A 19,609-nucleotide genomic window follows, 5' to 3' on the forward strand; every position below is an offset into this window, starting at 1 on the left:
GCTACGCACCTCCGCCTGAAACGCTACGCGTCCCCGACGATGGTCAGTCCGCCGTCGACCACGAGGCTGGCGCCGGTGATGAAGGACGCCTCGTCGGACGCGAGAAACACCACCGCGGACGCGATGTCTTCCGGCAGACCCAGCCGCTTCATGGGCGGCCGGTCGATGTAGGGTTTGCGTATCGACTCGTCGAGGCCGTCCCAGGCATTCGTCAGTATGGCGCCGGGCAGCACCGCGTTGCTGCGGATCTCCGGACCGTAGTCCACGGCGACAGCCCGCGTGATCCCAATGACGCCGCCCTTGGCTGCGTCGTAGGCGGCGTAGTCCCGAAACCCGGCCAGGCTGTGCACCGACGCCGTGTTGACGACGGCGCCTCCGCCGGATTCCCTCATGACCGGGATGGCGTGCCTGCAGCCCAGGTAGATCGCTTTCAGGCACACGTCGAGCGTCCGGTCCCAATCGGCTTCCGCCAGGTCGCACACCGGTCCGGGCGCGTGCCAGTACGCGTTGTTGTGCAGTATCTGTAGCCCGCCGTAGGTGTCGACCGCACACTGGACCATGTTCCGAACCTGTTCGTCCCGGCCCACGTCGGCGACGCAGGCCGTGGCCGTCCAGCCTTCCCGGCGGATCGATTCGACCGTCTGTTCCAGCCCCACTTCGTTGATGTCCACGGCCACGACCCGGGCGCCTTCCCGCGCCATCCTCTCCGCGGTGCCCCGTCCAATGCCCGAGGCCGCGCCGGTTACGATCGCCGTCTTGTCTGCCAGTCTCATGGTTCTGCTCCGTTGCTATGTCGCTGAATTCGGGTTGTGTCGCGGAATCCAGGCCAAGCCCCAGTATCCGGGTCAACGTTCGGTAACCGGTGACTCCCGGGTGCGGCGCCACAGGTCCTCGAACTCCGCGGTGCCGTCCTCCCGCCAGTATTCGGTTCGGATGCCGGGCGTGTAGGCCTCCAGTTCCCAGCCGTGACGGATATTCCCGAAATGGACGCGGTGTCCGTCGGGAGAAACCGCCGTGCGGATGAAACGCGGCCTGGGAAAGTCGTAGGGTTCGTCCCGGTCGAGAAAGGGTCGCATCACGTCATCCGGGACGAGGAATCCGTGCATGGCCTCTTCGTCCACTTCGACGCCCAGCCCGGGCCCGTCGGGCACGCGGTGGAAGCCGCCCACGACCTCGATGGGATGCTTGAGCAGGTGGTGGCGGTACAGGTTGACGCAGGTGATGGCAGGCCAGGTGGCGTGGGTGAGGACGGCGCCGAGATGGGCGGCCCAGGTGGTGGTGAGCCCGTTGCCGACCATCTGGAGCCAGAAGGGCATGTTGGCCTCCGCGCTGAGGATGCCCTGGTACTTAACCCGCGTGGCGCCGCCGCTGACGACGAAACCGTCGCAGACCGCCTCGCGGATCGCTGTGGTGTAGGGCGGCGAACCGAAATGCATGGCGATGGGACGGCTGATGACCTGCCGCAACTGGCGGTTCCCCAGGATGTCGGGCTGCGGTATGGGCGTCTCGAACATGGCCACGATGTCGAACCCCTCCAGGCCGCGCATGACGGGCATGGCCGCCGCGGCGTTGTGCATGGAGCCGTTGGCGTCGAGGTCCACCCGGAAGTGGCGCGGCACGTTGGCGTCGATTTCCGTCATCTGTTCGTGGATGTCGTGCCAGGGCCGTTGTTTCAGCTTGATGGTCGTATACCCCTTGTCCACGGCGTCCCGCACCTGGCGGACCCAGTCGTCCGGCGGTCCCTCGTTGGACCACCAGGATATGGGCACCCAGTCCCGCACCTTGCTGCCCAGGAGCTTGTGACAGGGAACCTCGAGCGCCTTGCCCACCACGTCGTAGAGGGCCATCTGCAGCCCGGCGCCGATCGTATCGTCCTGCATGAAGTCCGCCGGGCTCTTTCCCATGACGCGCTGCACGCTCTGGTCGGTCACCCGCGCGTGGATGTAGTGGACGATGGTCTCGCCCCAGCCCACGAGGCCGGCGTCGGTGGTGACCTTGCACAGTTCGAACACGGACCAGTTGTAAACCGTCCGCTCCGCCATGGGCCGCTGTCCCTGCGTGAACGGCACGGTGACGGTGAAGCGTTCCACGTTGGTGACTTTCAGGGGCATGAAGTTGCTCCGTTCCTCCCGGTTACTCCGGTTTTTCCAGGTAGGCCGCCAGCAGGGCGGCGCACCGGACCAGACTGTTGCGGGGTATGATCTCGAAACCGTGTGTGTTCTCCGTGGGGATGCACAGCAGGCCGGCCTGGGGCGTCTGCCCCACGGACTTGGCCATGGTGGCGTCCGAGGCGTAGCTCTGCCAGTACGCGCACTGGGGGTCCATGTCCAGCGCGCGTCCGCACGCCAGCAGGCGGTCCGCGACGGCCTTGTCGTAGAGTCCCCCTCCGTCGCCGTAGACCACGATGGGTTCGTCGGAGAGCGCCACGCCGTATTCCTCGCAGGCCGGGCCGGAATCCACGGCCAGGGACACCTCGCCGGGCAGGGACCGCGCGGCATATGCGGCGCCGTGACCACCGATCTCCTCGGAGGTGGTCATCACCAGGTAGGCATCGCACGCGGGCCGGACGCCGCGGTCCCTCATGCTCACGGCCGCGCCAATGGCGATGGCGATGGCCGCCCGGTTGTCCATGAAATACCCGCCGATGCAGTCTTCGATTTCCCAGAAAGCGCGCCGCGATTGAGCGATGACGACGCGCGTACCGGCGTGGATCCCCGCCTCCTTGAGCTGTGCCGCCGTCATGCGCGTGAAGACGTACACGTGCTTCCAGTCCATGGCCACGTTGCCGCCCCTGGCCTTGGTCTCCCAGATCCGCGCGGAATCGGCCGTCGTGTGCTGCGGTCCGACGGACAGGACGCCCGGAACGATGCCGTCGTCCGCGAGGATCTCAACGGGGCCCTGCCCGTAGTTGGCCGGATAGATGCCCCCGAGGGGATTGACCCGGAGCGTGCCGTCCTCGTTGACGCGCTTGACGACCAGGGCCAGCTCGTCCAGGTGGGCCATCACGCGGATCACCGGGGCGTCCGGCGAGGCGCCCTTTAACAGGCCGACGACGTTGCCGGCGGCGTCGACCCGGGTCTCGTCGCACAGGGACTGCAGTTCCTGTTCGCAGACCGCCCGCACCTCGTCTTCCTGGCCTGACGGCCCCCGGGCGTAAACGAGTTCCTGGAGCAGCGAAACGAGGTGGTCGTCGGCGGACATGGATCGCTCCTTGCGGGTTGAATGGACGGTCGCGGTCGTCGAGCGTTTGTCGATAAGGTATGCGTGAAATAGTACTTTTCGATCGGCTCCAGATCAAGGGTAAAGACTTGACAGAGGGCATGTTATGTATAAACTCCAGATATCGCCGCCGTGGTGTCCGGAGTTACCGCCTTCATGTTGCCGGAGATTACGGGCGTCGTAAACCCCGAAGCCGTTTCAAGCGCAGATCGCCGGCCTGGATCCGGGCGTGGTTTCCGGAGCAATGTATGGTTAAAGCCGCTCAATGGACGCTGGCGGCAATCGTCACGAAAACGACGGTCGTGCACACCGTGACGTATTTCGTCGCCGGTGCGCTGGCCTACGCGTTTTTCGACTACAGAGCGCTCTGGGACGAACCGGTCTTCAACGTTTACATGAAGCGCATGGACGATCCGGTCTTAATGGCCGGACCGCTCTTTCAGCCTATACGTGGAGTGTTGTTCGGCGTAGTGTTCTACCTGCTGCGGCGCGAGTACTTCGGCCGGGCCTACGGCTGGCTGACCATCTGGGCGGTCCTGGTCGTGGTGGGGATGTTGAGTACGTTCGGTCCGGCGCCGGGTTCCATAGAAGGTCTGATCTATACCACGATTCCCTTCGGTGCCCAGTTCGGCGGCGGCAGCATCGAGACCCTGGCCCAGGCGCTTTTCTTTTCCATGATCGTGTTCTACTGGGTTCGCCAGCCCGAAAAGCGGTGGTTGACCTGGGTATTGTCGGCCGCGTTCCTTCTCGTCCTGGCGTTATCAATCATCGGGATCCTCCAGTGATCCTTCCTGATTTATCTATTTTACAGGAGTCATTATGTACCGGAATCTGATGGCAATACTCGCATGCGGCGCATTGGTAACCATGTTGTCGGCCTGCGCGGCCACGGAAGAGGAAACGGCAGCGCCCGCGTCCGAAACCGCGGCCGACGCCGAAACCGCGGCCGACGCCGACGTCCTCACCACGACCCTGACGCCCGACTCGGACCGGGCCGCCATCGTCGCCCACCTGCTGGAGGCGGAGCGGAAGAAGATCAATACCGAGGCCATGGCGGTCAACTTCCCCGACATGGACCGCCAGACGGCCTACGACATCCAGGCGGACATCCTGGCCGAGAAACTGAAGAATGAAGAGCGCGTCGGCTGGAAGATCGGGTTCTCCCGCATGCCCGAGGACCCGGCCACGCTGGATCCTATTTACGGACACATCATGGCGTCGAACGTATTCGAGCCCGGGACGCCCGTGGAAGCCTCGGCCTTCGTGCCCGACTCGGCGACCGTGGAAGGCGAGTTCGCCTTCTGGATCGGCGTGGATCTCCCCGGTCCCGATCTGACCCGTGAGCAGGTCGGCGATGCGGTCAGTGCGGTAGGCGGCGTGATCGAACTGCTGTCCACGTGGACGAACGGTACCGAGGAGCATCCGTCCACGCGTGACCATGACGTCACCGGCAATGTCTTCCACGTGGGGATCATCCTGGGCGAAACGCGGGTGCCCCTCGACGAGGTGGATTTTACGAAGGAAACCGCGACCGTGGTGATCGACGGCGAGGAAAGGGCCTCCGCCCTGGCCACCATGAACATGGGCGTGGACCCCCTGGAAGCGCTGACCTGGCTGGCCAACGAGTTGACCACTTACAGCGACGAGTACCTCCGGGCGGGGGACGTGGTAATCACCGGAACGGTCTTCCCGCCGCCCCGCATGGGCGCCGGCAGCAAGGCCGTGATGAGCTTCACGACCCTCGGCACGATCGAGGTGGAACTGAAATAAGGCCATGGCTACTGAACCACCCTCGTATTCGAACGCGGGGGCGTGATGATCAACGTCAAGAAGTTGATCCTGGGAACCGCCGCTTATACGATCTGCACGTTCTCCCTTGCCGTGGTCTGGCATATCTTTCTTTTCAATGAGAGGTATGAATCGTTCGGATACTTCGAGGGAGAGCCTGATTTTCTGCTCGGATTGCTCACCATCGTGCTCCAGGGCGTTTTGCTCTCCATCCTGTTTCCGATGCTGAAGGCCGAGGGAACTTCATATCGGCGAGGGATCAGGTTCGCTTTCATTACTGGCGCATTCTTCTGGACTTCTCACGTGCTCGCCTTCGTCGCCAAGCAGAAGGTGCCGGAAGTGTCGGCGTTCATCTGGATGGAAACGGCCTATCTACTTCTCCAGTTCGGGCTGTTCGGTCTGATCATCGGTGTCATCTACCGTGGAGAGATGCAGACTGAAAGTCGGCCAAACCCCGGCGACGAAGGTGGGGATGCACAAAATCAGCCGAACGATTAGTCCAAACCTCAATGCTAAAATAAAAGACCGCTACGCCATCGCCGGCCTGGGTGAATTGCTCTGGGACATGCTGCCGTCGGGCCCCCAACTCGGCGGCGCCCCGGCAAACTTCGCCTACTTCGCGTCCCTCCTGGGAGAAGAGGGCATCGTAGCAAGCCGGGTCGGCCGGGACGACCTCGGGGACCGGGCCGTGGACCGCATCGCCGGTCACGGTCTCTCCACCGAAGCGATACAGCGGGACGAAATCTATCCCACCGGGACGGTCGAGATGGCCCTTGGACCAGACGGACAGCCCGAATTTACGATCAACGGTGATGTCGCGTGGGAGCACATGGCGTGGACGCCCGGCTGGTCGGCGCTGGCGGCCCGGGCGGATGTCGTGTGCTTCGGGACGGTGTGCCGTCACCAGGCGGGTTCGGCGACCGCGGTCACGGCATTCCTCGAGGCCCTGGGGCCCGCCGCCCTTCGCCTCTTCGACGTGAACCTGCGGCAGGACCGGTACGCCCCGGCCCTGCTGCACGATTCCTTCCATCACGCCCAAATCGTCAAGCTGAACGACGGGGAACTGCGCACGGTCTGTCCCCTGCTGGACCTCGGGGGCGAGGATCTCGAGACCATGGCGCGGCAGCTACGCGAGCACTATGAGCTGGAAGTGGTCTGCGTCACCCGCGGCGCGGAAGGCAGCCTGCTGGTCACCGCGTCGGAGACCGTGGCCCACCCGGGCGTGCCGGTCGACGTGGTGGACACCATCGGCGCCGGCGACGCCTTCACCGCGGTCCTGGCCAGCGGGTACCTGCGCGGCGTGCCGTTAGAACGGGTGAGCGAAGCCGCCAACCGGTTCGGCGCCTGGGTCGCGTCTCAGACCGGCGCTATGCCGGCGGCCGACGAGGCGGTGTGCTCCGCGGTCCGGAATACCCTCCGGGAAGCATAGGGGAACCGTCATGGAAGCGTAAGGGTAGTGTAAAGGAAACGCCGGATTATTCAGGCAGGTAGTAGGTCTCTTCCGCAGGCCGCAGGGGACGGTTGAGCCAGAGGGGCCGGCGCAATCCGCCCGGCCCGGGCGCGGGGCGCGTCCGGGCCAGCCATTCGCGGTACACCTCGAAGGACTTCTCCGTATCCACCATCACGTCCCCGTAGGCGTCCTCTTCGCGGGCCTTTTCGATCCGGACCTTCTGGTGCCAGCAGTGCATTCCGCTTATTGGATCGGGGTGCACGGGGAAAGTGATGTTCTGGTGCACGCCGCCGTCCCGCCAGAAGATGCGGGAGGAGTCGCGGTCGGCGCTTTCGTAGGGCCGGATTCCGTCCATCACTTTCATGCGCCACTTGCCGCCGTCCGCCTCCTGGATATCCACCAGGTTGACGGACCAGCGATTGCCGTCCGCGTCCTGCTTGCGCCGCCAGCGGCCCAGGTGGTGGGAGCAGGCGACCACGCCGGGCTTCATGGCCTCGGTGACCCAGACACGGTCCACGAAATGGCCGATCTCGGTGGTCACCCGGACCAGGTCGCCCGTGGTGATGCCCATCCGGTCGGCGTCCTGGCGGTGCATCCACACGGGGTTGCGGTTGGAGATCTCGTTGAGCCACTTGGCGTTGCCCGACCTTGAGTGGATCAGCGTGGGCAGCCGAAAGGTGGGCACCAGCGGGAACTCACCCTTCTCGCGGTCGAGCTCGTCGGGGTGCACGTGGCTCTTGATGTAGGTGGGGATGGCGTACTCCGGCCAGCCCCAGTCCACCATGGTCTGGGAGTAGAATTCCTGCTTGAGCGACGGCGTGGGGAAACCCGCACGCGGCGCGCCGTCCACCATGACGCCTACGGTCTTGCCGTCGGCGACCAGGGTATTCGTCTCCGGGTCGACCTCAGCGCCCGCGACGGCCTCGTCATCCAGCTTCTTGAGGTGCTTCGCGTAGGCCGTCTTCTCCACCTCGAAAGCGCCGTACTTGCGCATGTAGTCCAGGGTGGACAGCCCTTCTTCCGCGGCGGCCTCGGGCAGCCCGTCCACGTGGTCGAAGATGTAACGGTAGTATTCGTCGACGGTGATCTTCTCGCCGGGCCGGTAGGGCGAGATGAAATGGTCCCTGATCCCCAGGCTGCCGTCGGGATCGATGCGCCAGGACAGCTCGATCCAGAACTCGTCCTCTTCCCACACCTCGCCCGGGTTGGCCTCGTAGGTGAAGGTCACCGGATCGCCCATGCGCCGCCGCGCCTCGCGCAGGACGGGCTGGCGGAAACCGATCCAGGTGCCCGAGTGGGTCTCGTAGCTGATGATGTCGTGGCGTTCGCTGGCGTGGCCCATGGGCAGCACGTAGTCGGCGAAATAGGCCGTCTCGTTCCACGTGGGAGTCAGGGCCGCGTGCAGCCCCACCTTCTCCTCGTCGCGCAGCGCCTCGACCCAGGTGAACCCGTCGGGGTATGTCCACACGGGATTGAACACCCGGGTGAAGTAGACGGCCAGCTTCCCACGCCCCTCTTTCAGGAAATGGGGCAGGAGGAAGCTCATCTCGTAATGGGAGAGGGGGTATTCCTTCGGGAAATGCAGTTCGTTCCAGAACTTCTGGTCCGGGGGATGGTCGAAGACGTTGGGCTTGAACTTGTTCCACCCGCTCGGCGAGGTCCCGCCCTCCGTGCCGACGCTGCCGGTAAGGACGTTCAGGAAGTGGAGGCACCGCGCCACGGCCCAGCCGCCGGCGTTGCCGCTGCCCGCGCTGCGCCAGTTGTGGGTGGCGAACCGCGATCCCGCCCGTCCGATCTCCCGGGCTATCTCCACGATATGCGCCGCCGGCACGCCGCTCTCCTGCTCGGCGAACTCGGGGGTGTATTCGCTGTAGACCCCCTTGAGCGCCTCGATGAAACGTTCGAAGGTGCGCGGCGCGTCCGGATGTTCCTTCTCCAGGTAGGTCTGCCAGTTCACCCACGTCTTCATGAACGCGCCGTCGTAGAGGCCGTCCTGCAGGATGACGTTGGCCATGGCCAGCAGCACCGCGGCCTCGCTGCCCGGATAGGTGGGCATCCAGTGGTCGGCCATGCTGGCCGTGTTGGACAGCCTCGGGTCCATGACGGCGAGTTTTGCCCCCTTCATCATGCCCTCGATGATGCGCTGGGCGTGGGGATTGAAATAGTGTCCCGATTCCAGGTGGGCGCTGATGAGGAGGATGAACCGCGCGTTGGCGTGATCCGGCGACGGCCGGTCGAAGAAATGCCAGAGGGCGTAGCCGAAGCGGGCGCCCGACGAGCAGATGTTGGTGTGGCTGTTGTGCCCGTCCACGCCCCAGGCCTTGAGCACCCGGTCGATGTAGCCCTCGGCGCCGGGCCGGCCCACGTGGTAGGCGATTTCGTTGTTCGCGCCCTGCTGCAGCCGTTCGCGGATCCGGCCGGCGATGTCGTCCAGCGCGTCGTCCCAGGACACCCGTTCCCACTCGCCGCTCCCCCGGGCGCCCGACCTGCGCACGGGATAGAGGATGCGGTCGGTGTCGCGGATCTGGTTGATGGTCGCCGGACCCTTGGCGCAGTTGCGCCCCCGGCTGGCCGGGTGGTAGGGATTGCCCTCGAACTTGCGGACCTCCATCGTCTCCTTGTCGACGTAGCTCAGCATTCCGCATCCGGCTTCGCAGTTGAAGCAGGCCGTGGGCACCACCATGTAGCGTTTGGCCTGTTGCCGCGGCCAGTCCTGCGCCTCGTACTCCACCCAGTCGTCCCACTGGTCCGGCGGCGGGTAGTCCGTGAGCGCGCCGCCCTCGGTCAGGCTCGGGAGATCAGGCCCGTCCTCTTCGTGCAGGTTGGGGATCAGGCCGATCTTCTCAGCCAGCGATTCGATCAATCCCGGTTTATGGCGTATGGACATGTGGTCTTTTCCATCCTCAATCGTTGCACATTAGCTCAACGGGATGTCCTGCGGCGCCCTGACCCAGACGTACTCCGTCGCGTAGAGACCGATCAGCACGCCCGCGCCTGCAACGGCGAGCAATGCTTCACCGCCGATCCAGGCCAGTACGACGGGCACGAGATTGCCTATCGCGATGCCAAGGATCCAGAAGTATCCCCGGTACCGGCCCCTCACGATGGCCTGCACGGCTTTCCGGGCGTCGGCCGTGGGATGGGGCGTCAGCATCTCGGACGCGATCACCAGCAGGTTCAGGATGACGGCGGCGATCAACGTAGTCCGCACGAAGGCGGTCCACGCCTCGCCGGGCGCGCCGAACAGGAGCGCCAGGGCGAACACCGCCGCGCCGGCCAGCACCGTGTGGAGCAGCATGTGCAGGACCAGCGTCGGGCTCTGCCAGAAATCCCGCCCCTTGGCCTGGGCGAAGAGAAAGGCCGTGTAGACCGCCGTGATGACCGCCAGCGCGGCCGTGACCCAGCCGATGATTTCGGCCGCCCCGGTTCGGCCGGTCCACATGGCCGCGGCCCAGAGCGTGAGCGCCAGACCATATAGGGTCAAGGCGTAGCCGCCGAGCACGAGCCAGGATTTCCACTGCGGGCGGAACAGCACGTAGAGAAAGCGTTTGGGCCGGGTCAGGTCGCTGACGAGAAGGATCGTCGTGGCCAGGAGGAACGTCAAGGCCACGGTGCAGCCGGTCCACGCGAGCACGGGGTCGACGGCATACCCGAGGACCGAGGCCGCGAAGGGGAGGAGGAAGGCCCCAGCCGAAATGGCCTTGGTCCACACGTAGGCCGCCACGTCGTTGCCCCACAGGACGCCCTTGTCCGGCGCGTCGTAGACCCGGCGCGCCGCGGCGTCTTTTCCTTTTTGCCCGCTTCCGGATACGGCTCCCGACTGGCCGCCGGCGCTGGTCTGGCCGCCGACGCTGGTCTGGCCGCCGGGCTGTCCGTCCTGTCCCGCCCCGCCGAGTTGCCGGATCATGTCCTCCGGGTCCGCCTTGGCGGTCCGTTCCTCGATGTACCGGGCGAAATGGCCGACGCCGTCCGACTGCGAACTCCACATGTAGTTGTCCGACGTCGCGGTCTCCCCCGGTGTCAATGAAGCCTCGTCGCCATCGATGTAGTACAGGCGGGGCTTCGTGTCCTTCTCGATCTTTCGCACCGTCACCTGTTCCTTCGCGAGCAACTGGGAGATCTCCGTCGATCCATCGTCCATGTCGCCGGAAATGATGGCGTGTTCCGGGCAGACGTTCACGCAGGCGGGTTCGAGACCGATGTCCACCCGGTGGGCGCAGTAGTTGCACTTGGCGGCCGTATGGGTGTCCGGATCGATATACAGGGCATCGTAGGGACAGGCCTGCATGCAGCCCTTGCACCCGATGCATCGCCGCGGATCGAAATCGACGATGCCGTCCTTCCGGGTGTACAGCGCCGTCACCGGGCAGATCTCCACGCAAGGGGCGTCCTCGCAGTGGTTGCACCGCATGACGGAGAAATGCCTGGCCGTATTCGGGTACGTCCCTTTCTCGATGTACTTCACCCAGGTCCGGTTGACGCCGAGGGGCACCTCGTGTTCGGCCTTGCACGCGACGGTGCAGGCATGGCACCCGATGCACTTCCTGTTGTCGATGATGAAACCGTATTGCATGGATGCTCCGGATGATGCGGTCAGCCGGAAAGCGTTCCGTACTGGCCGCCGTAGAAGACCAGTGGGCGCCCTTGCCCGGCGCCGCCCGCAACGATCTCGCCGATGAAGATGTCGTGATCCCCGCCCGGCAGTATTTCTGTGACGCGGCAGTCAACGTAGGCCAGCGCTTGCTCGAAAACGGGCGAACCCGTGGCCTCGTTCCGGTACGCGATGCCTGAAAAGTCCTTTGGACCGTGCTTTGCGAAACGCACGGAGATTTCTTCCTGTTCTTCGGTCAGAATGTTGACGGCGAAGCAGTCGCTGGCCCTGAGGCAGGTGTTCATCTGGGCCTTCACGTCCACCGATACGAGGATGAGCGGGGGATCCAGCGAGAGGGAAGCCACCGCATTGGCGGTCATGCCCTGCGGCCTGTCCTCGTAGCAGGTGGTTACGACGGTCACGCCGGTCGCGAAATGTCCCATGATCCGCCGTTGTTCCATTTGATCAAAAGCCATTTTACCACGCTTGTCAGGGTGTTTTTCGCGATCGGGCAACTGTCTCCCACTGTGATGCATCGTCCCGTCAAAGTCAATGTATTTAAAGATGATCCCGTGTTTCATTCCCGGTGGCGTCTCAGGGCTACAGCCGAATCACCACGGAAGCGGTTACGGGTATCCATCGGGCGCTTTCATCGAACACATTGCGCGCATGGTTGTACCTCGCCTCCAGGGACAGCCCCACGCGTTCGCTGACCGTCAGGTTGACCCCCAGGCCGAACACGAACATGAACGAATGGTCGCTGGTGCCGGAATCCGCATCTTCACCCGTGACAAGGCGATCGGATTGGCCCGTAGCGCGATCGGGTCGACCCGTGGCCCTGGCCCATCCCACGCCCCCGTGGCCGTAGAACCCCACGGGATCCGCGATCCCCTCAATCAGCAGGCCCACATTGCCACCCGTCAGCGTTTTATCGGCAACCGATGCCGACCCCTCGTTAGCCATCCCTTCATTCGAATGCGAAAACGCCGAGCCTTCAATTCCGAAACGACTGTGATGGCCCTCGAGCAACAGGAAGTAACCTTCATCGACGGGTATCGCCAGGCCAGCGACCAGAAAAGGGCCGGCCGAAGCCGTACCGTCCGCCAGGTCACCGATGGGCATGGCGGGTCCGCCTCCCAACCTGACATTCGCCTGACCCTCGGCCAGCAGCGGTGAAATCATACACGCGATCGCCAACCAGATAATACGCACGTGAGAACTCCTTTCATGCCGCATCAAATCGCATCTGCGCATACACCGGCAAGAACGGACCGGTACCTGCTACAGGCTCGTTGAGCTACAGGATCATTGAGCAGGTTCCTTTCGAAAGAAGAAACCTAATTCTGAATTTTGTGGGAATAGAATCGGCGACGGCGGAGTCTAATCGGTAGGCAGCGGCAACCGCTCGGATCGATCTCCGGCACTTTCGTGAGGCGTTAACGGACCGCGCCGGCCGACAGTCCGCCCGATGCTGACCATATTGTTCCGGCCATTCGAGGAAAGCGGGATGAGGGAAGATGCCTTGACGGACGAAGCACTGGTCGACGCCGCCCGCGATGGCAGCGAGGACGCCTTCCGCACCCTGGTGGAACGATACGAAGGCCGCGTGGCGTCCGTCGTGATCCGCATGCTGGGGAACACCCCCGAAGCCGAGGACGCGGGGCAGGAGACTTTCATCCGGTTCTATCGAGGCTTGCATGGATTCCGCGGTCAGGCGTCGGTCGGCACCTACCTGACGCGGATCGCCATCAACCTGTCGCTCACCGAACTGAGAATACGCCGGCGCCGTTCGATCTTCGTCCCCTTCACACCGCCGGGCAGGGAACACGACGCGCCGGAACTGGAATATGCCGACCCGGCGGCCAGCGCAGAATACGACGACACGGCCGACCGGATTCAGGCGGCGCTGAACCGATTGAAGCCCGAATTCCGTTCCGTGATCGTACTCCGGTTGATAGAGGGCTACTCGACGAAAGAAACCGCCGAGATCCTGGGCTTGCCCGTCGGGACGGTACTGTCCCGCCTGAGGAGGTCCCAGGAGAAACTGAAACGCATGCTTATTTCCTCTAACAGGGAGCTTGTCCATGAAACGGTCTGAACTGGATCTGATGTACCGGTCGCTGGATGCGTCCCTGACGCCCGGTGAACAAAGCCGACTGGACGAGGCGTTGCGGCGCGATCCCGGCCTGCGGGACGAATACGAGCGACTGGTCCGGCTGCGAAGCCAGGTCGAAAACCTGGAATCGCCCTCGTTCCGGGCGGATTTCTCCCAACGCGTCATGGAACGCCTGGCGGCGGAATCCACGGTTATTCCGGCGTCGAATCCTGAAGGTGGGACAACGCCTGAATTCGAGGACGCGCTGTCCCTCATGTTCCGCAAAGTGGCGGTGGCCGCTTCGGTCGCTGCCGTCCTGCTGTTGACCTACAACCTGGCCACGTCCGACAGCGTCTCCATCACCACGTCGTTCGGACTGACCGAGGAACTGTATCCTGAAGACCTGTACGACGCGCGGATCGCGCTGGAATCGGAGGGCGAATTATGAACATCCACCTGAAGACCGCGGCCATTCTGCTGGCCACGTTGATCATCGGCATGGTCTGCGGCGCGCTTATCCTGGGCGCCTTTGCCCGGGACCGCCTGCAACCTCCGCCCCAGGTGACCCGGGACCGCTTCGTGGAACGATGGGTCAGGATGGTGCGGCCGGACCCGGCGCAGCTGCAGAGGATCCGGGAAGTGGTGGGCGAGCATGAATCCGGATTCCGGGAGAACTACATGCGCCACCGGCAGGAGATGCAGGACCTGGTCGATTCATTGCACAGGGACCTGGAACCCATCCTTACCGAAGAGCAACTCGAGCGGATCAAGCGGATTCGCGAGGAACGCGAACGCGTCCTCGAGTTCCGTCGGGATGGCGATCGCGAGCCACGCCGGGGTCGCCCGGGGCCGTCCGGACGCAACCGGGCCGGCGAGCGGGGCCGAGGGGATCGCACTGACAGTAATCGTTCTGAAGGGCGCGGGAGCGACGACCGTGCAGAAGGGAGCGGGAACGGGAGCGACCGTTGACTCCTCGTTCCGGCACGTCCGGCGTGGCCCGGGCAATGTACGGATGTAAAGAAAGTCGGAATAAACCGCAACCGGCCACTGTCTAATCCTGTAGAGCAGCACGAAGACGATCTCCGGAGATCGCGGTTCATACATCCGCCAGCATTACCACGAAGGGAGCGACAAAATGAAAAAGATCATTTCAGGAACCATCGCCGGCGCGCTGAGTATCGTCGTACTGACCTGGACTATTGTCGTACTGGCCTGGGCTTCTGATGCGATGGGCCGGATCAGTCATGAGGATGCTGACGTGCTCGACGGAGTAGCTGAACTCGCGGCGGCCGGATCGTCCGGCGAGTTCTCCGACATCCTGGCAGACGATCTCACCGATGACGACGCGGATGACGTGCGGACGCGTCTGTCCCGGGGAGGATTGTCCAGTCTCGAACTTACGGACGAGCAGGAGGATAAGATCGAGACGCTGCGTTCCGCCTACACGCGGGAAATGATACAGCTTCGCGCCGATTCGAGACTCGCACGGGTCGATCTTCGCGAACTGATGAATGAGATCAGCCCGGACATCGACAGGGTGAAGGAACTGGCCGCGGCCGCTTCGGCGGCCCAGGGCGCCGTGTTCGAGCGAAGCGCGCTCTTCCGCGCCGAGTTCAAGAATGTCCTGACCCCGGAGCAGCAGGAGAACCTGCGTGAGTCATACCGCGACCGGCGCGACGGTCGCCGGGACTCCGGGGTGCGCGGGCGGCGCGACGGCCGCGAATCGCGCAACCGGCGTTGAGCAGGTGTTGCGAGCTGAAGGAATTCGAAGCGCGTTCAGTGGTTTGACGCAGTGATTGTAGACGAACACATGCCGCGGAAGGATCCAGGTCCGGCCGCGGCATTTGACCGCGGAATCTGGCCGCGACATTAAGCCGTGGAATCTGACCGCGGCATTCATTCGCCAGATTTGATCTTTAAAAGGAGTCGAAACATGAGATACCGTCTTCACCTGGCCATACTTGGCCTGATCCTGACCGCCTTTATCGCCAACGACGCGGCCGCACAGCGAGGCGGATTTGGTCGCGGGGGCGGCCGAGGCCAGAACAGTGCCATGATAGAACGCATGCGGGCGGTAAGCACCTTCCCCGTCGACCGGATCTGGCACGTGTTGAGCATCCGGATGGAAACCACCGACGAGCAGGTGCTGCAATTGCGCGCGGTCGTGAAGGAAGCCTCGTCTCAGAAGACCGCGCTGGTGGAACAGGCCACGAAGACCGAGGACTGGACCTGGCTGCGCGAGCAACTGGAAGCGAACGAGAAGCAGTTTAAGGAGAACCTGAAGAGCATGCTCTCCGCCGACGAGTTCAAAGCGTTCGAGCAACTGGCGGAGGAAGCCTCAAACCTGATGCCGGACAGGCAAGGTAGATCCAGGCGTTGACAGAACGGGCCCGCCTGGGTTCGCCTTGACTCGGCTGGACCGATTATCCCGACCACCGTTCCATCTTCTCTTCATCCAGAACCATGCCCAGCCCCGGACCCTCGATAGGAGCGAGTTCACCGCCCTCGACGGTGAAGGGGTTGGCGCATACATCGTCCTGAAGCAAACCGGGCCCCACCAGGTCCGAGGGCACCTCGACGTTCGTCGATGAAACGGCGAGATGCACCGACGCCGCGGTACCGGGTCCCAGTTCTATGGTGCTGCCCAGCAAGGCGGGCATGCCCGCGGTCTCCGCGGCGTGGAGCAGGCGGCTCGCGCGGCGAAGCCCGCCGGCCTGGCAGGGGACGACATTGACGATGTCCACGGCGCGGTGGCGGATCAGGGCCGTCAGGAAGGCGTCCCCGAGATCAGCGACATGCTCGATAATGGGAATGGGGGAACGGTTGCGTACTTTCGCCAGCGCTTCGGCAATACCCTCGGCATCCGCTTCGATACGGGCGGGATCCTCCCGCGACATGGGCCGCGATAGCGCGCGAATCGGCGTCTCGCACGCGTCGGCCCCGGCCTCCGCCATGTCGCGCAGCCTGGACAGGGCTTCGTCTTCCTCCCAGAAACCGCTGGCATCCACCTTGATGTAGGCTACGGTTCCCGCGATCTTGCGAGCAAGCCTCACCCGCTCGAGGTCCCTTTCGTGGTCCTCGCCCACCTTGAGCTTGAAGGCCTTCATGCCCGATCCCACCTGGTCGGCAACCTCCCGTTCGAGAGCCTGCAGTTCGTCCTCGAGCGTGGCGTCTCCGCGCAGGTAGGCCACCCAGGAAACGGATGCGGCGCGCCGGCACCGGCCGCCCAGGAGTTCGTACAACGGAAGGCCGTGCGTCTTTCCGACCAGGTCTAGCAACGCACATTCGACACCGAAGAGCATCAACTGCCGCAGTTCGGGGTACCAGTCGCCGGGAAGCGCCTCGTCGACCCCGTCATAGAGGTTGCGCCACGCACGCACGTCGCCTCCGGCCAGCACGCCAGCGTCGACCAGCACGCCGGCCGACACGCCAGCGCCGCCCGGCACGCCAGTGTCGACCAGCACGCCGGACAACAGGTCCTGGAGCGTCGCCGGCGAAGGAGCGTCCATCCGCGGCGCGATATCGGAGACCTCGCCGATACCGGTCAGGCCGTCAGAAGTCGTCAATTCGATGATCTGGTAGGTGGACCGCCCGTGGTCGATGGTGGCCTTCAGTTGCTTGGGGTCCGCACAATAGGTGTCGTAGATGCGCGGGACGGCCACCTGGCGCACGCGGACGTCGGAGATTCGCATTTCGGTATGTTACCGCCGTCGTGTTCCGGGGTCAATGGCATCTTCATTCGTCGTTCGCGCGGCTTCCCTGCCCGTTGCCGGGCGCATTCCGGCAGATCAAGTACGTGAATCGCCCGGACCGCCGGACCGCCTGGACCGCCTGGTTACGTACCGGTTTGCAACTTGCCAGCGGGGTTCGAAGTCTTTATCTTTAGAAAGCCAGAATCCGAACACACATTCCGATTACACAGGGGAAGTACCTCATGTCTCGACATATGAAACTGGTCTTGATGACCGGCTTGATCGCGCTGATGGGTGGATTTCTGCAGATCGGACCGGGTGCGGAGCGTTCGGTGGCGACCGATCGCCTGCGTTCGGCCGATGACGCGGCGCGGATCACAAAAGGCGCAGTCAACGCGGAAAACACAGAAAATGCAGAACGAGCGATCCGGGAGATCACCGGACTGTTCGGCCCATTCGGTCCGGAGGAGGCCTACGCCCGCCGCGGTTTCGGCGGTTTTCGAAGTTCACGGTCCCTCTGGAATCGCCGCAGTTCATTTGGCCGGCGCAGCCCCTTCGCCCGGAGAAGCACGCCTGCCGCCACGCGCCAGACGCCGGCGCGCAGCACGTCGGCCGGGCAGCCCTCGGCCACCGCGGCGCGGTCGACCCGGGCAGGCGCCGCAACCGCCGGCCGGGCCACGGCGCGGTCTTCGGTCATGGGCCGGCGGGTCCAGAGCGAAACGGCGCGCCGGTCGCTGGCCACGCACCAGTCCAGGCAGGCCGGTTTCGCCCAGTCGTCCAATTCGGCCGCCAATACGAGCACCTACCGGGATAAGGGCCTCTACAACCGGGGCTCGCAGAACCGCACGTCCTATGACAACTACTACGCAGGCCGGGACAGTTATTACGGTGGCATGGGCTGGAGGACGCCGGGATACGCCTTCATGTCATACCCCAGCTTCGGCATGTGGGACGCCCTGTTCATGTGGTCCATGCTGGACATGATGAGCAGCCGCCGTCATTACGCCGTGGCCCATCACCACGCCAATGACCCGGGATACCAGGAATGGCGCGGCGAGGCCGAGCGCCTGGCCGAGGACAACGCGGAACTGCGCGCGAAGCTGGACGAGCTGGACAAGCAGGTCGCCACGCTCGAAGGCACGCCGCGGGATCCCGAATACCTTCCGCCCGGCGTCACCCCGGCGATCGCACTGGCCGCCGAAGTCGTGGCCACCGCCGATCCGAACCAACCTCGCATCACGGTGAATACGGGGGTGGCGAACGGCAATTACCACCGATTCGGCCAGATCCTGCAGTCGCACCTGCCGGATTTCGACGTGATGCTCGAGACGACGGCGGGTTCGGAGGAGAACCTGAACAACCTGGTCCAGAACCAGGTCGACGCGATCCTCGTGCAGAGCGACATCCTGAACTCCTACCTGCGCAGGAACCCTGACGCGGAAAACCAGCTGGTCGGACTGCAGTCGACCCTGTACACCGAGTACGTTCAACTGATCGTCAACGAGGACAGCGGCATCGCGAGCGTGTCCGACCTCGAACCGAACACCCACATCGTGTACGTCGGCCCCCGGGGTTCGGGGACACACCGGGCCTGGGAGGGCTTCGTCCTGCAGGATCCGAGGTACGGGGAATTCAATACGCGGTTCGCAGGCTACGAGGAAGCGTTGAGCCAGGTGGCGGGAGATGCCAACGCGGTCATGCTGTTCGTCGCCGGCCTCAACTCGGAACTGCTCAAGGATGCGGACCGGCAGTACGGACTGCAGTTGAGCATGGTCGCCGTGGACGAGCACTATTTCAGCACGGCCGTGGACCAGTTCGGCAACACGATCTACGAGGTGGCGACGATCCCCCACGAGACCTATCCCGAGCTGCAGGAAGGCTGGCTCTTCGGATATTTTGACAGCAGCGTGGAGACACTGACGGTGGACGCCATCCTGATCCTGTCCAAGCGGTGGGTGGATACCTACGGCAGCAAGCCGATGACCCTCTTCGAAGACGCCCTGTGGAGGTCCATCGACGACATCAAGCCCATCGTGGGCGAGGAGTAGCGCGAAGGCCCGATGAGCTTTCACATCATTCGTTCCGTAGCGAAGAAGCAGGCGAAAGAGGCGGCTGGCTTCTTTCGAAAGAAACCCGTGCGGGTCGACCAGGATCTGCCCCTGGGCGTCGCCATCGACCGGCTGGTCGACATCGACGCCGTCGCGTCGTCCACTTTTACCGGCCTCGTACACTTCAACTTTCCATCCTTTCCCCTGGCCATCGAGGCGATCGGAAAGATCGACCTCGGCGAAGGGGCCATGGCCTACCGGTGCTATCTCCAGGGCACCTCGGCCTTCCTCCAGGTGGTGTCGGACCACGGGGAGCCCGTGGAATGCCGCCTGTACGTGCTCGACCGGGATCTGTATCCCCATTCCGAGGAAGTCTGGGAGCTCTGGCTGAACGGCGAGAACGGCATCATCGGATCCCCGGAAGTGCTGCACGGCGACGGGGAGGAACGGAGCTACCAGCGGGAATGGATGGACGGCGACGGGCAGTCGGCGCCGATACAGGTCGAAGAACGGATCATCCGCGACGCGTACGGAGAGCAGGTCTTCGAGGAAACCCAGCAGGCCATGTCCTACTTCCGGGTGGCAAGCGGGGATCCCCACAACCCGGAAGATCCCGAACGCGAGGACGAATTCCTGTTGATCAGCGCGGGCGACGGCGTTATAGAACTGTATCTGGGCGTGGCATTGATGCTCGAGGAAGTCACGGTTATTTAAACGCGAAAGGAT

General features: G+C 64.0%; 19 protein-coding genes. 11 read left to right on the forward strand and 8 right to left on the reverse strand.

Annotated elements, in window-relative coordinates; genetic code table 11:
- Positions 1–23 precede the first annotated feature (23 nt).
- From F4Y38_06585 to F4Y38_06595, 3 genes are all read right to left on the reverse strand, one after another.
- Positions 24–773 carry an SDR family oxidoreductase gene (locus F4Y38_06585; protein ID MXY48956.1) on the reverse strand — a complete coding sequence of 250 codons (750 nt, stop codon included), beginning with the start codon at positions 771–773 and terminating at the stop codon, positions 24–26.
- 72 nt (positions 774–845) lie between these two features.
- On the reverse strand, positions 846–2,105 hold the full coding sequence (locus F4Y38_06590; GenBank protein MXY48957.1) for an enolase: 1,260 nt from the start codon (positions 2,103–2,105) through the stop codon (positions 846–848).
- Positions 2,106–2,133: 28 nt separating this feature from the next.
- Entirely contained in the window at positions 2,134–3,201 is a 1,068-nt protein-coding gene (locus tag F4Y38_06595) for a peptidase M42 (protein ID MXY48958.1), read from the reverse strand.
- 266 nt (positions 3,202–3,467) lie between these two features.
- Between F4Y38_06595 and F4Y38_06600 the strand changes: the two genes are divergently transcribed.
- The 4 genes from F4Y38_06600 to F4Y38_06615 are packed head-to-tail and all read left to right on the forward strand — an operon-like array spanning position 3,468 to position 6,436.
- Positions 3,468–4,004, forward strand: a complete 537-nt coding sequence (locus F4Y38_06600; protein ID MXY48959.1) for a hypothetical protein — start codon at positions 3,468–3,470, stop codon at positions 4,002–4,004.
- Positions 4,005–4,053: 49 nt separating this feature from the next.
- Complete coding sequence (locus F4Y38_06605; GenBank protein MXY48960.1) at positions 4,054–4,989, forward strand: hypothetical protein; 936 nt, start codon at positions 4,054–4,056, stop codon at positions 4,987–4,989.
- Positions 4,990–5,034: 45 nt separating this feature from the next.
- Entirely contained in the window at positions 5,035–5,505 is a 471-nt protein-coding gene (locus F4Y38_06610; protein MXY48961.1) for a hypothetical protein, read from the forward strand.
- Positions 5,480–6,436, forward strand: a complete 957-nt coding sequence (locus F4Y38_06615; GenBank protein MXY48962.1) for a carbohydrate kinase — start codon at positions 5,480–5,482, stop codon at positions 6,434–6,436. Before F4Y38_06610 ends, F4Y38_06615 begins: the two co-directional genes overlap by 26 nt.
- Positions 6,437–6,482: 46 nt before the next feature.
- On the opposite strand, the gene F4Y38_06620 is transcribed toward F4Y38_06615, so the two are convergent.
- From F4Y38_06620 to F4Y38_06635, 4 genes are read right to left on the reverse strand one after another with little or no spacing between them, the layout of a single operon-like run.
- Positions 6,483–9,344: a molybdopterin-dependent oxidoreductase gene (locus tag F4Y38_06620; GenBank protein MXY48963.1), complete on the reverse strand. Its 2,862-nt coding sequence runs from the start codon at positions 9,342–9,344 to the stop codon at positions 6,483–6,485.
- Between the two features lie 30 nt (positions 9,345–9,374).
- Positions 9,375–11,030 carry a 4Fe-4S ferredoxin gene (locus tag F4Y38_06625; GenBank protein MXY48964.1) on the reverse strand — a complete coding sequence of 552 codons (1,656 nt, stop codon included), beginning with the start codon at positions 11,028–11,030 and terminating at the stop codon, positions 9,375–9,377.
- A gap of 20 nt (positions 11,031–11,050) precedes the next feature.
- Positions 11,051–11,629, reverse strand: a complete 579-nt coding sequence (locus tag F4Y38_06630) for a flavin reductase family protein (protein MXY48965.1) — start codon at positions 11,627–11,629, stop codon at positions 11,051–11,053.
- A 19-nt stretch (positions 11,630–11,648) separates the two neighbouring features.
- Positions 11,649–12,302 carry a porin family protein gene (locus tag F4Y38_06635; protein MXY48966.1) on the reverse strand — a complete coding sequence of 218 codons (654 nt, stop codon included), beginning with the start codon at positions 12,300–12,302 and terminating at the stop codon, positions 11,649–11,651.
- A 214-nt stretch (positions 12,303–12,516) separates the two neighbouring features.
- On the opposite strand from F4Y38_06635, the gene F4Y38_06640 reads away from it, so the two are divergent.
- From F4Y38_06640 to F4Y38_06660, 5 genes are all read left to right on the forward strand, one after another.
- Positions 12,517–13,146, forward strand: coding sequence for a sigma-70 family RNA polymerase sigma factor (locus tag F4Y38_06640; GenBank protein MXY48967.1), 630 nt, complete (start codon positions 12,517–12,519; stop codon positions 13,144–13,146).
- The gene (locus F4Y38_06645) at positions 13,133–13,591 is read left to right on the forward strand and encodes a hypothetical protein (GenBank protein ID MXY48968.1); all 459 of its coding nucleotides are present in this window, start codon (positions 13,133–13,135) and stop codon (positions 13,589–13,591) included. The genes F4Y38_06640 and F4Y38_06645 overlap by 14 nt, the downstream gene beginning before the upstream one ends.
- Positions 13,588–14,112: a hypothetical protein gene (locus F4Y38_06650; GenBank protein MXY48969.1), complete on the forward strand. Its 525-nt coding sequence runs from the start codon at positions 13,588–13,590 to the stop codon at positions 14,110–14,112. The genes F4Y38_06645 and F4Y38_06650 overlap by 4 nt, the downstream gene beginning before the upstream one ends.
- A gap of 166 nt (positions 14,113–14,278) precedes the next feature.
- Positions 14,279–14,884 carry a hypothetical protein gene (locus F4Y38_06655; GenBank protein ID MXY48970.1) on the forward strand — a complete coding sequence of 202 codons (606 nt, stop codon included), beginning with the start codon at positions 14,279–14,281 and terminating at the stop codon, positions 14,882–14,884.
- 192 nt (positions 14,885–15,076) lie between these two features.
- A complete protein-coding gene (locus F4Y38_06660; GenBank protein ID MXY48971.1) occupies positions 15,077–15,523 on the forward strand; it encodes a hypothetical protein in 447 nt (148 codons plus the stop codon).
- 43 nt (positions 15,524–15,566) lie between these two features.
- Here F4Y38_06660 and F4Y38_06665 read toward each other — a convergent pair whose 3' ends face one another.
- Entirely contained in the window at positions 15,567–16,835 is a 1,269-nt protein-coding gene (locus tag F4Y38_06665) for a hypothetical protein (GenBank protein MXY48972.1), read from the reverse strand.
- A gap of 242 nt (positions 16,836–17,077) precedes the next feature.
- Between F4Y38_06665 and F4Y38_06670 the strand changes: the two genes are divergently transcribed.
- Both F4Y38_06670 and F4Y38_06675 read left to right on the forward strand, forming a co-directional pair.
- The gene (locus F4Y38_06670) at positions 17,078–18,883 is read left to right on the forward strand and encodes a hypothetical protein (protein MXY48973.1); all 1,806 of its coding nucleotides are present in this window, start codon (positions 17,078–17,080) and stop codon (positions 18,881–18,883) included.
- Positions 18,884–18,895: 12 nt separating this feature from the next.
- Complete coding sequence (locus tag F4Y38_06675; GenBank protein ID MXY48974.1) at positions 18,896–19,597, forward strand: DUF2491 family protein; 702 nt, start codon at positions 18,896–18,898, stop codon at positions 19,595–19,597.
- Positions 19,598–19,609: the final 12 nt, after the last annotated feature.

The sequence above is a fragment of the Gemmatimonadota bacterium genome, assembly GCA_009838645.1.
Classification (GTDB): domain Bacteria; phylum JAAXHH01; class JAAXHH01; order JAAXHH01; family JAAXHH01; genus JAAXHH01.

Bases quoted from the DNA above. Each gene is read 5' to 3' on its own strand.
- F4Y38_06585 (MXY48956.1), bottom strand. From the start codon at position 773: ATGAGACTGGCAGACAAGACGGCGATCGTAACCGGCGCGGCCTCGGGC.
- F4Y38_06595 (MXY48958.1), bottom strand. From the start codon at position 3,201: ATGTCCGCCGACGACCACCTCGTTTCGCTGCTCCAGGAACTCGTTTAC.
- F4Y38_06600 (MXY48959.1), top strand. From the start codon at position 3,468: ATGGTTAAAGCCGCTCAATGGACGCTGGCGGCAATCGTCACGAAAACG.
- F4Y38_06605 (MXY48960.1), top strand. From the start codon at position 4,054: ATGGCAATACTCGCATGCGGCGCATTGGTAACCATGTTGTCGGCCTGC.
- F4Y38_06610 (MXY48961.1), top strand. From the start codon at position 5,035: ATGATCAACGTCAAGAAGTTGATCCTGGGAACCGCCGCTTATACGATC.
- F4Y38_06615 (MXY48962.1), top strand. From the start codon at position 5,480: ATGCACAAAATCAGCCGAACGATTAGTCCAAACCTCAATGCTAAAATA.
- F4Y38_06620 (MXY48963.1), bottom strand. From the start codon at position 9,344: ATGTCCATACGCCATAAACCGGGATTGATCGAATCGCTGGCTGAGAAG.
- F4Y38_06625 (MXY48964.1), bottom strand. From the start codon at position 11,030: ATGCAATACGGTTTCATCATCGACAACAGGAAGTGCATCGGGTGCCAT.
- F4Y38_06630 (MXY48965.1), bottom strand. From the start codon at position 11,629: ATGAAACACGGGATCATCTTTAAATACATTGACTTTGACGGGACGATG.
- F4Y38_06635 (MXY48966.1), bottom strand. From the start codon at position 12,302: ATGCGCAGATGCGATTTGATGCGGCATGAAAGGAGTTCTCACGTGCGT.
- F4Y38_06640 (MXY48967.1), top strand. From the start codon at position 12,517: ATGCTGACCATATTGTTCCGGCCATTCGAGGAAAGCGGGATGAGGGAA.
- F4Y38_06645 (MXY48968.1), top strand. From the start codon at position 13,133: ATGAAACGGTCTGAACTGGATCTGATGTACCGGTCGCTGGATGCGTCC.
- F4Y38_06650 (MXY48969.1), top strand. From the start codon at position 13,588: ATGAACATCCACCTGAAGACCGCGGCCATTCTGCTGGCCACGTTGATC.
- F4Y38_06655 (MXY48970.1), top strand. From the start codon at position 14,279: ATGAAAAAGATCATTTCAGGAACCATCGCCGGCGCGCTGAGTATCGTC.
- F4Y38_06660 (MXY48971.1), top strand. From the start codon at position 15,077: ATGAGATACCGTCTTCACCTGGCCATACTTGGCCTGATCCTGACCGCC.
- F4Y38_06665 (MXY48972.1), bottom strand. From the start codon at position 16,835: ATGCGAATCTCCGACGTCCGCGTGCGCCAGGTGGCCGTCCCGCGCATC.
- F4Y38_06670 (MXY48973.1), top strand. From the start codon at position 17,078: ATGTCTCGACATATGAAACTGGTCTTGATGACCGGCTTGATCGCGCTG.
- F4Y38_06675 (MXY48974.1), top strand. From the start codon at position 18,896: ATGAGCTTTCACATCATTCGTTCCGTAGCGAAGAAGCAGGCGAAAGAG.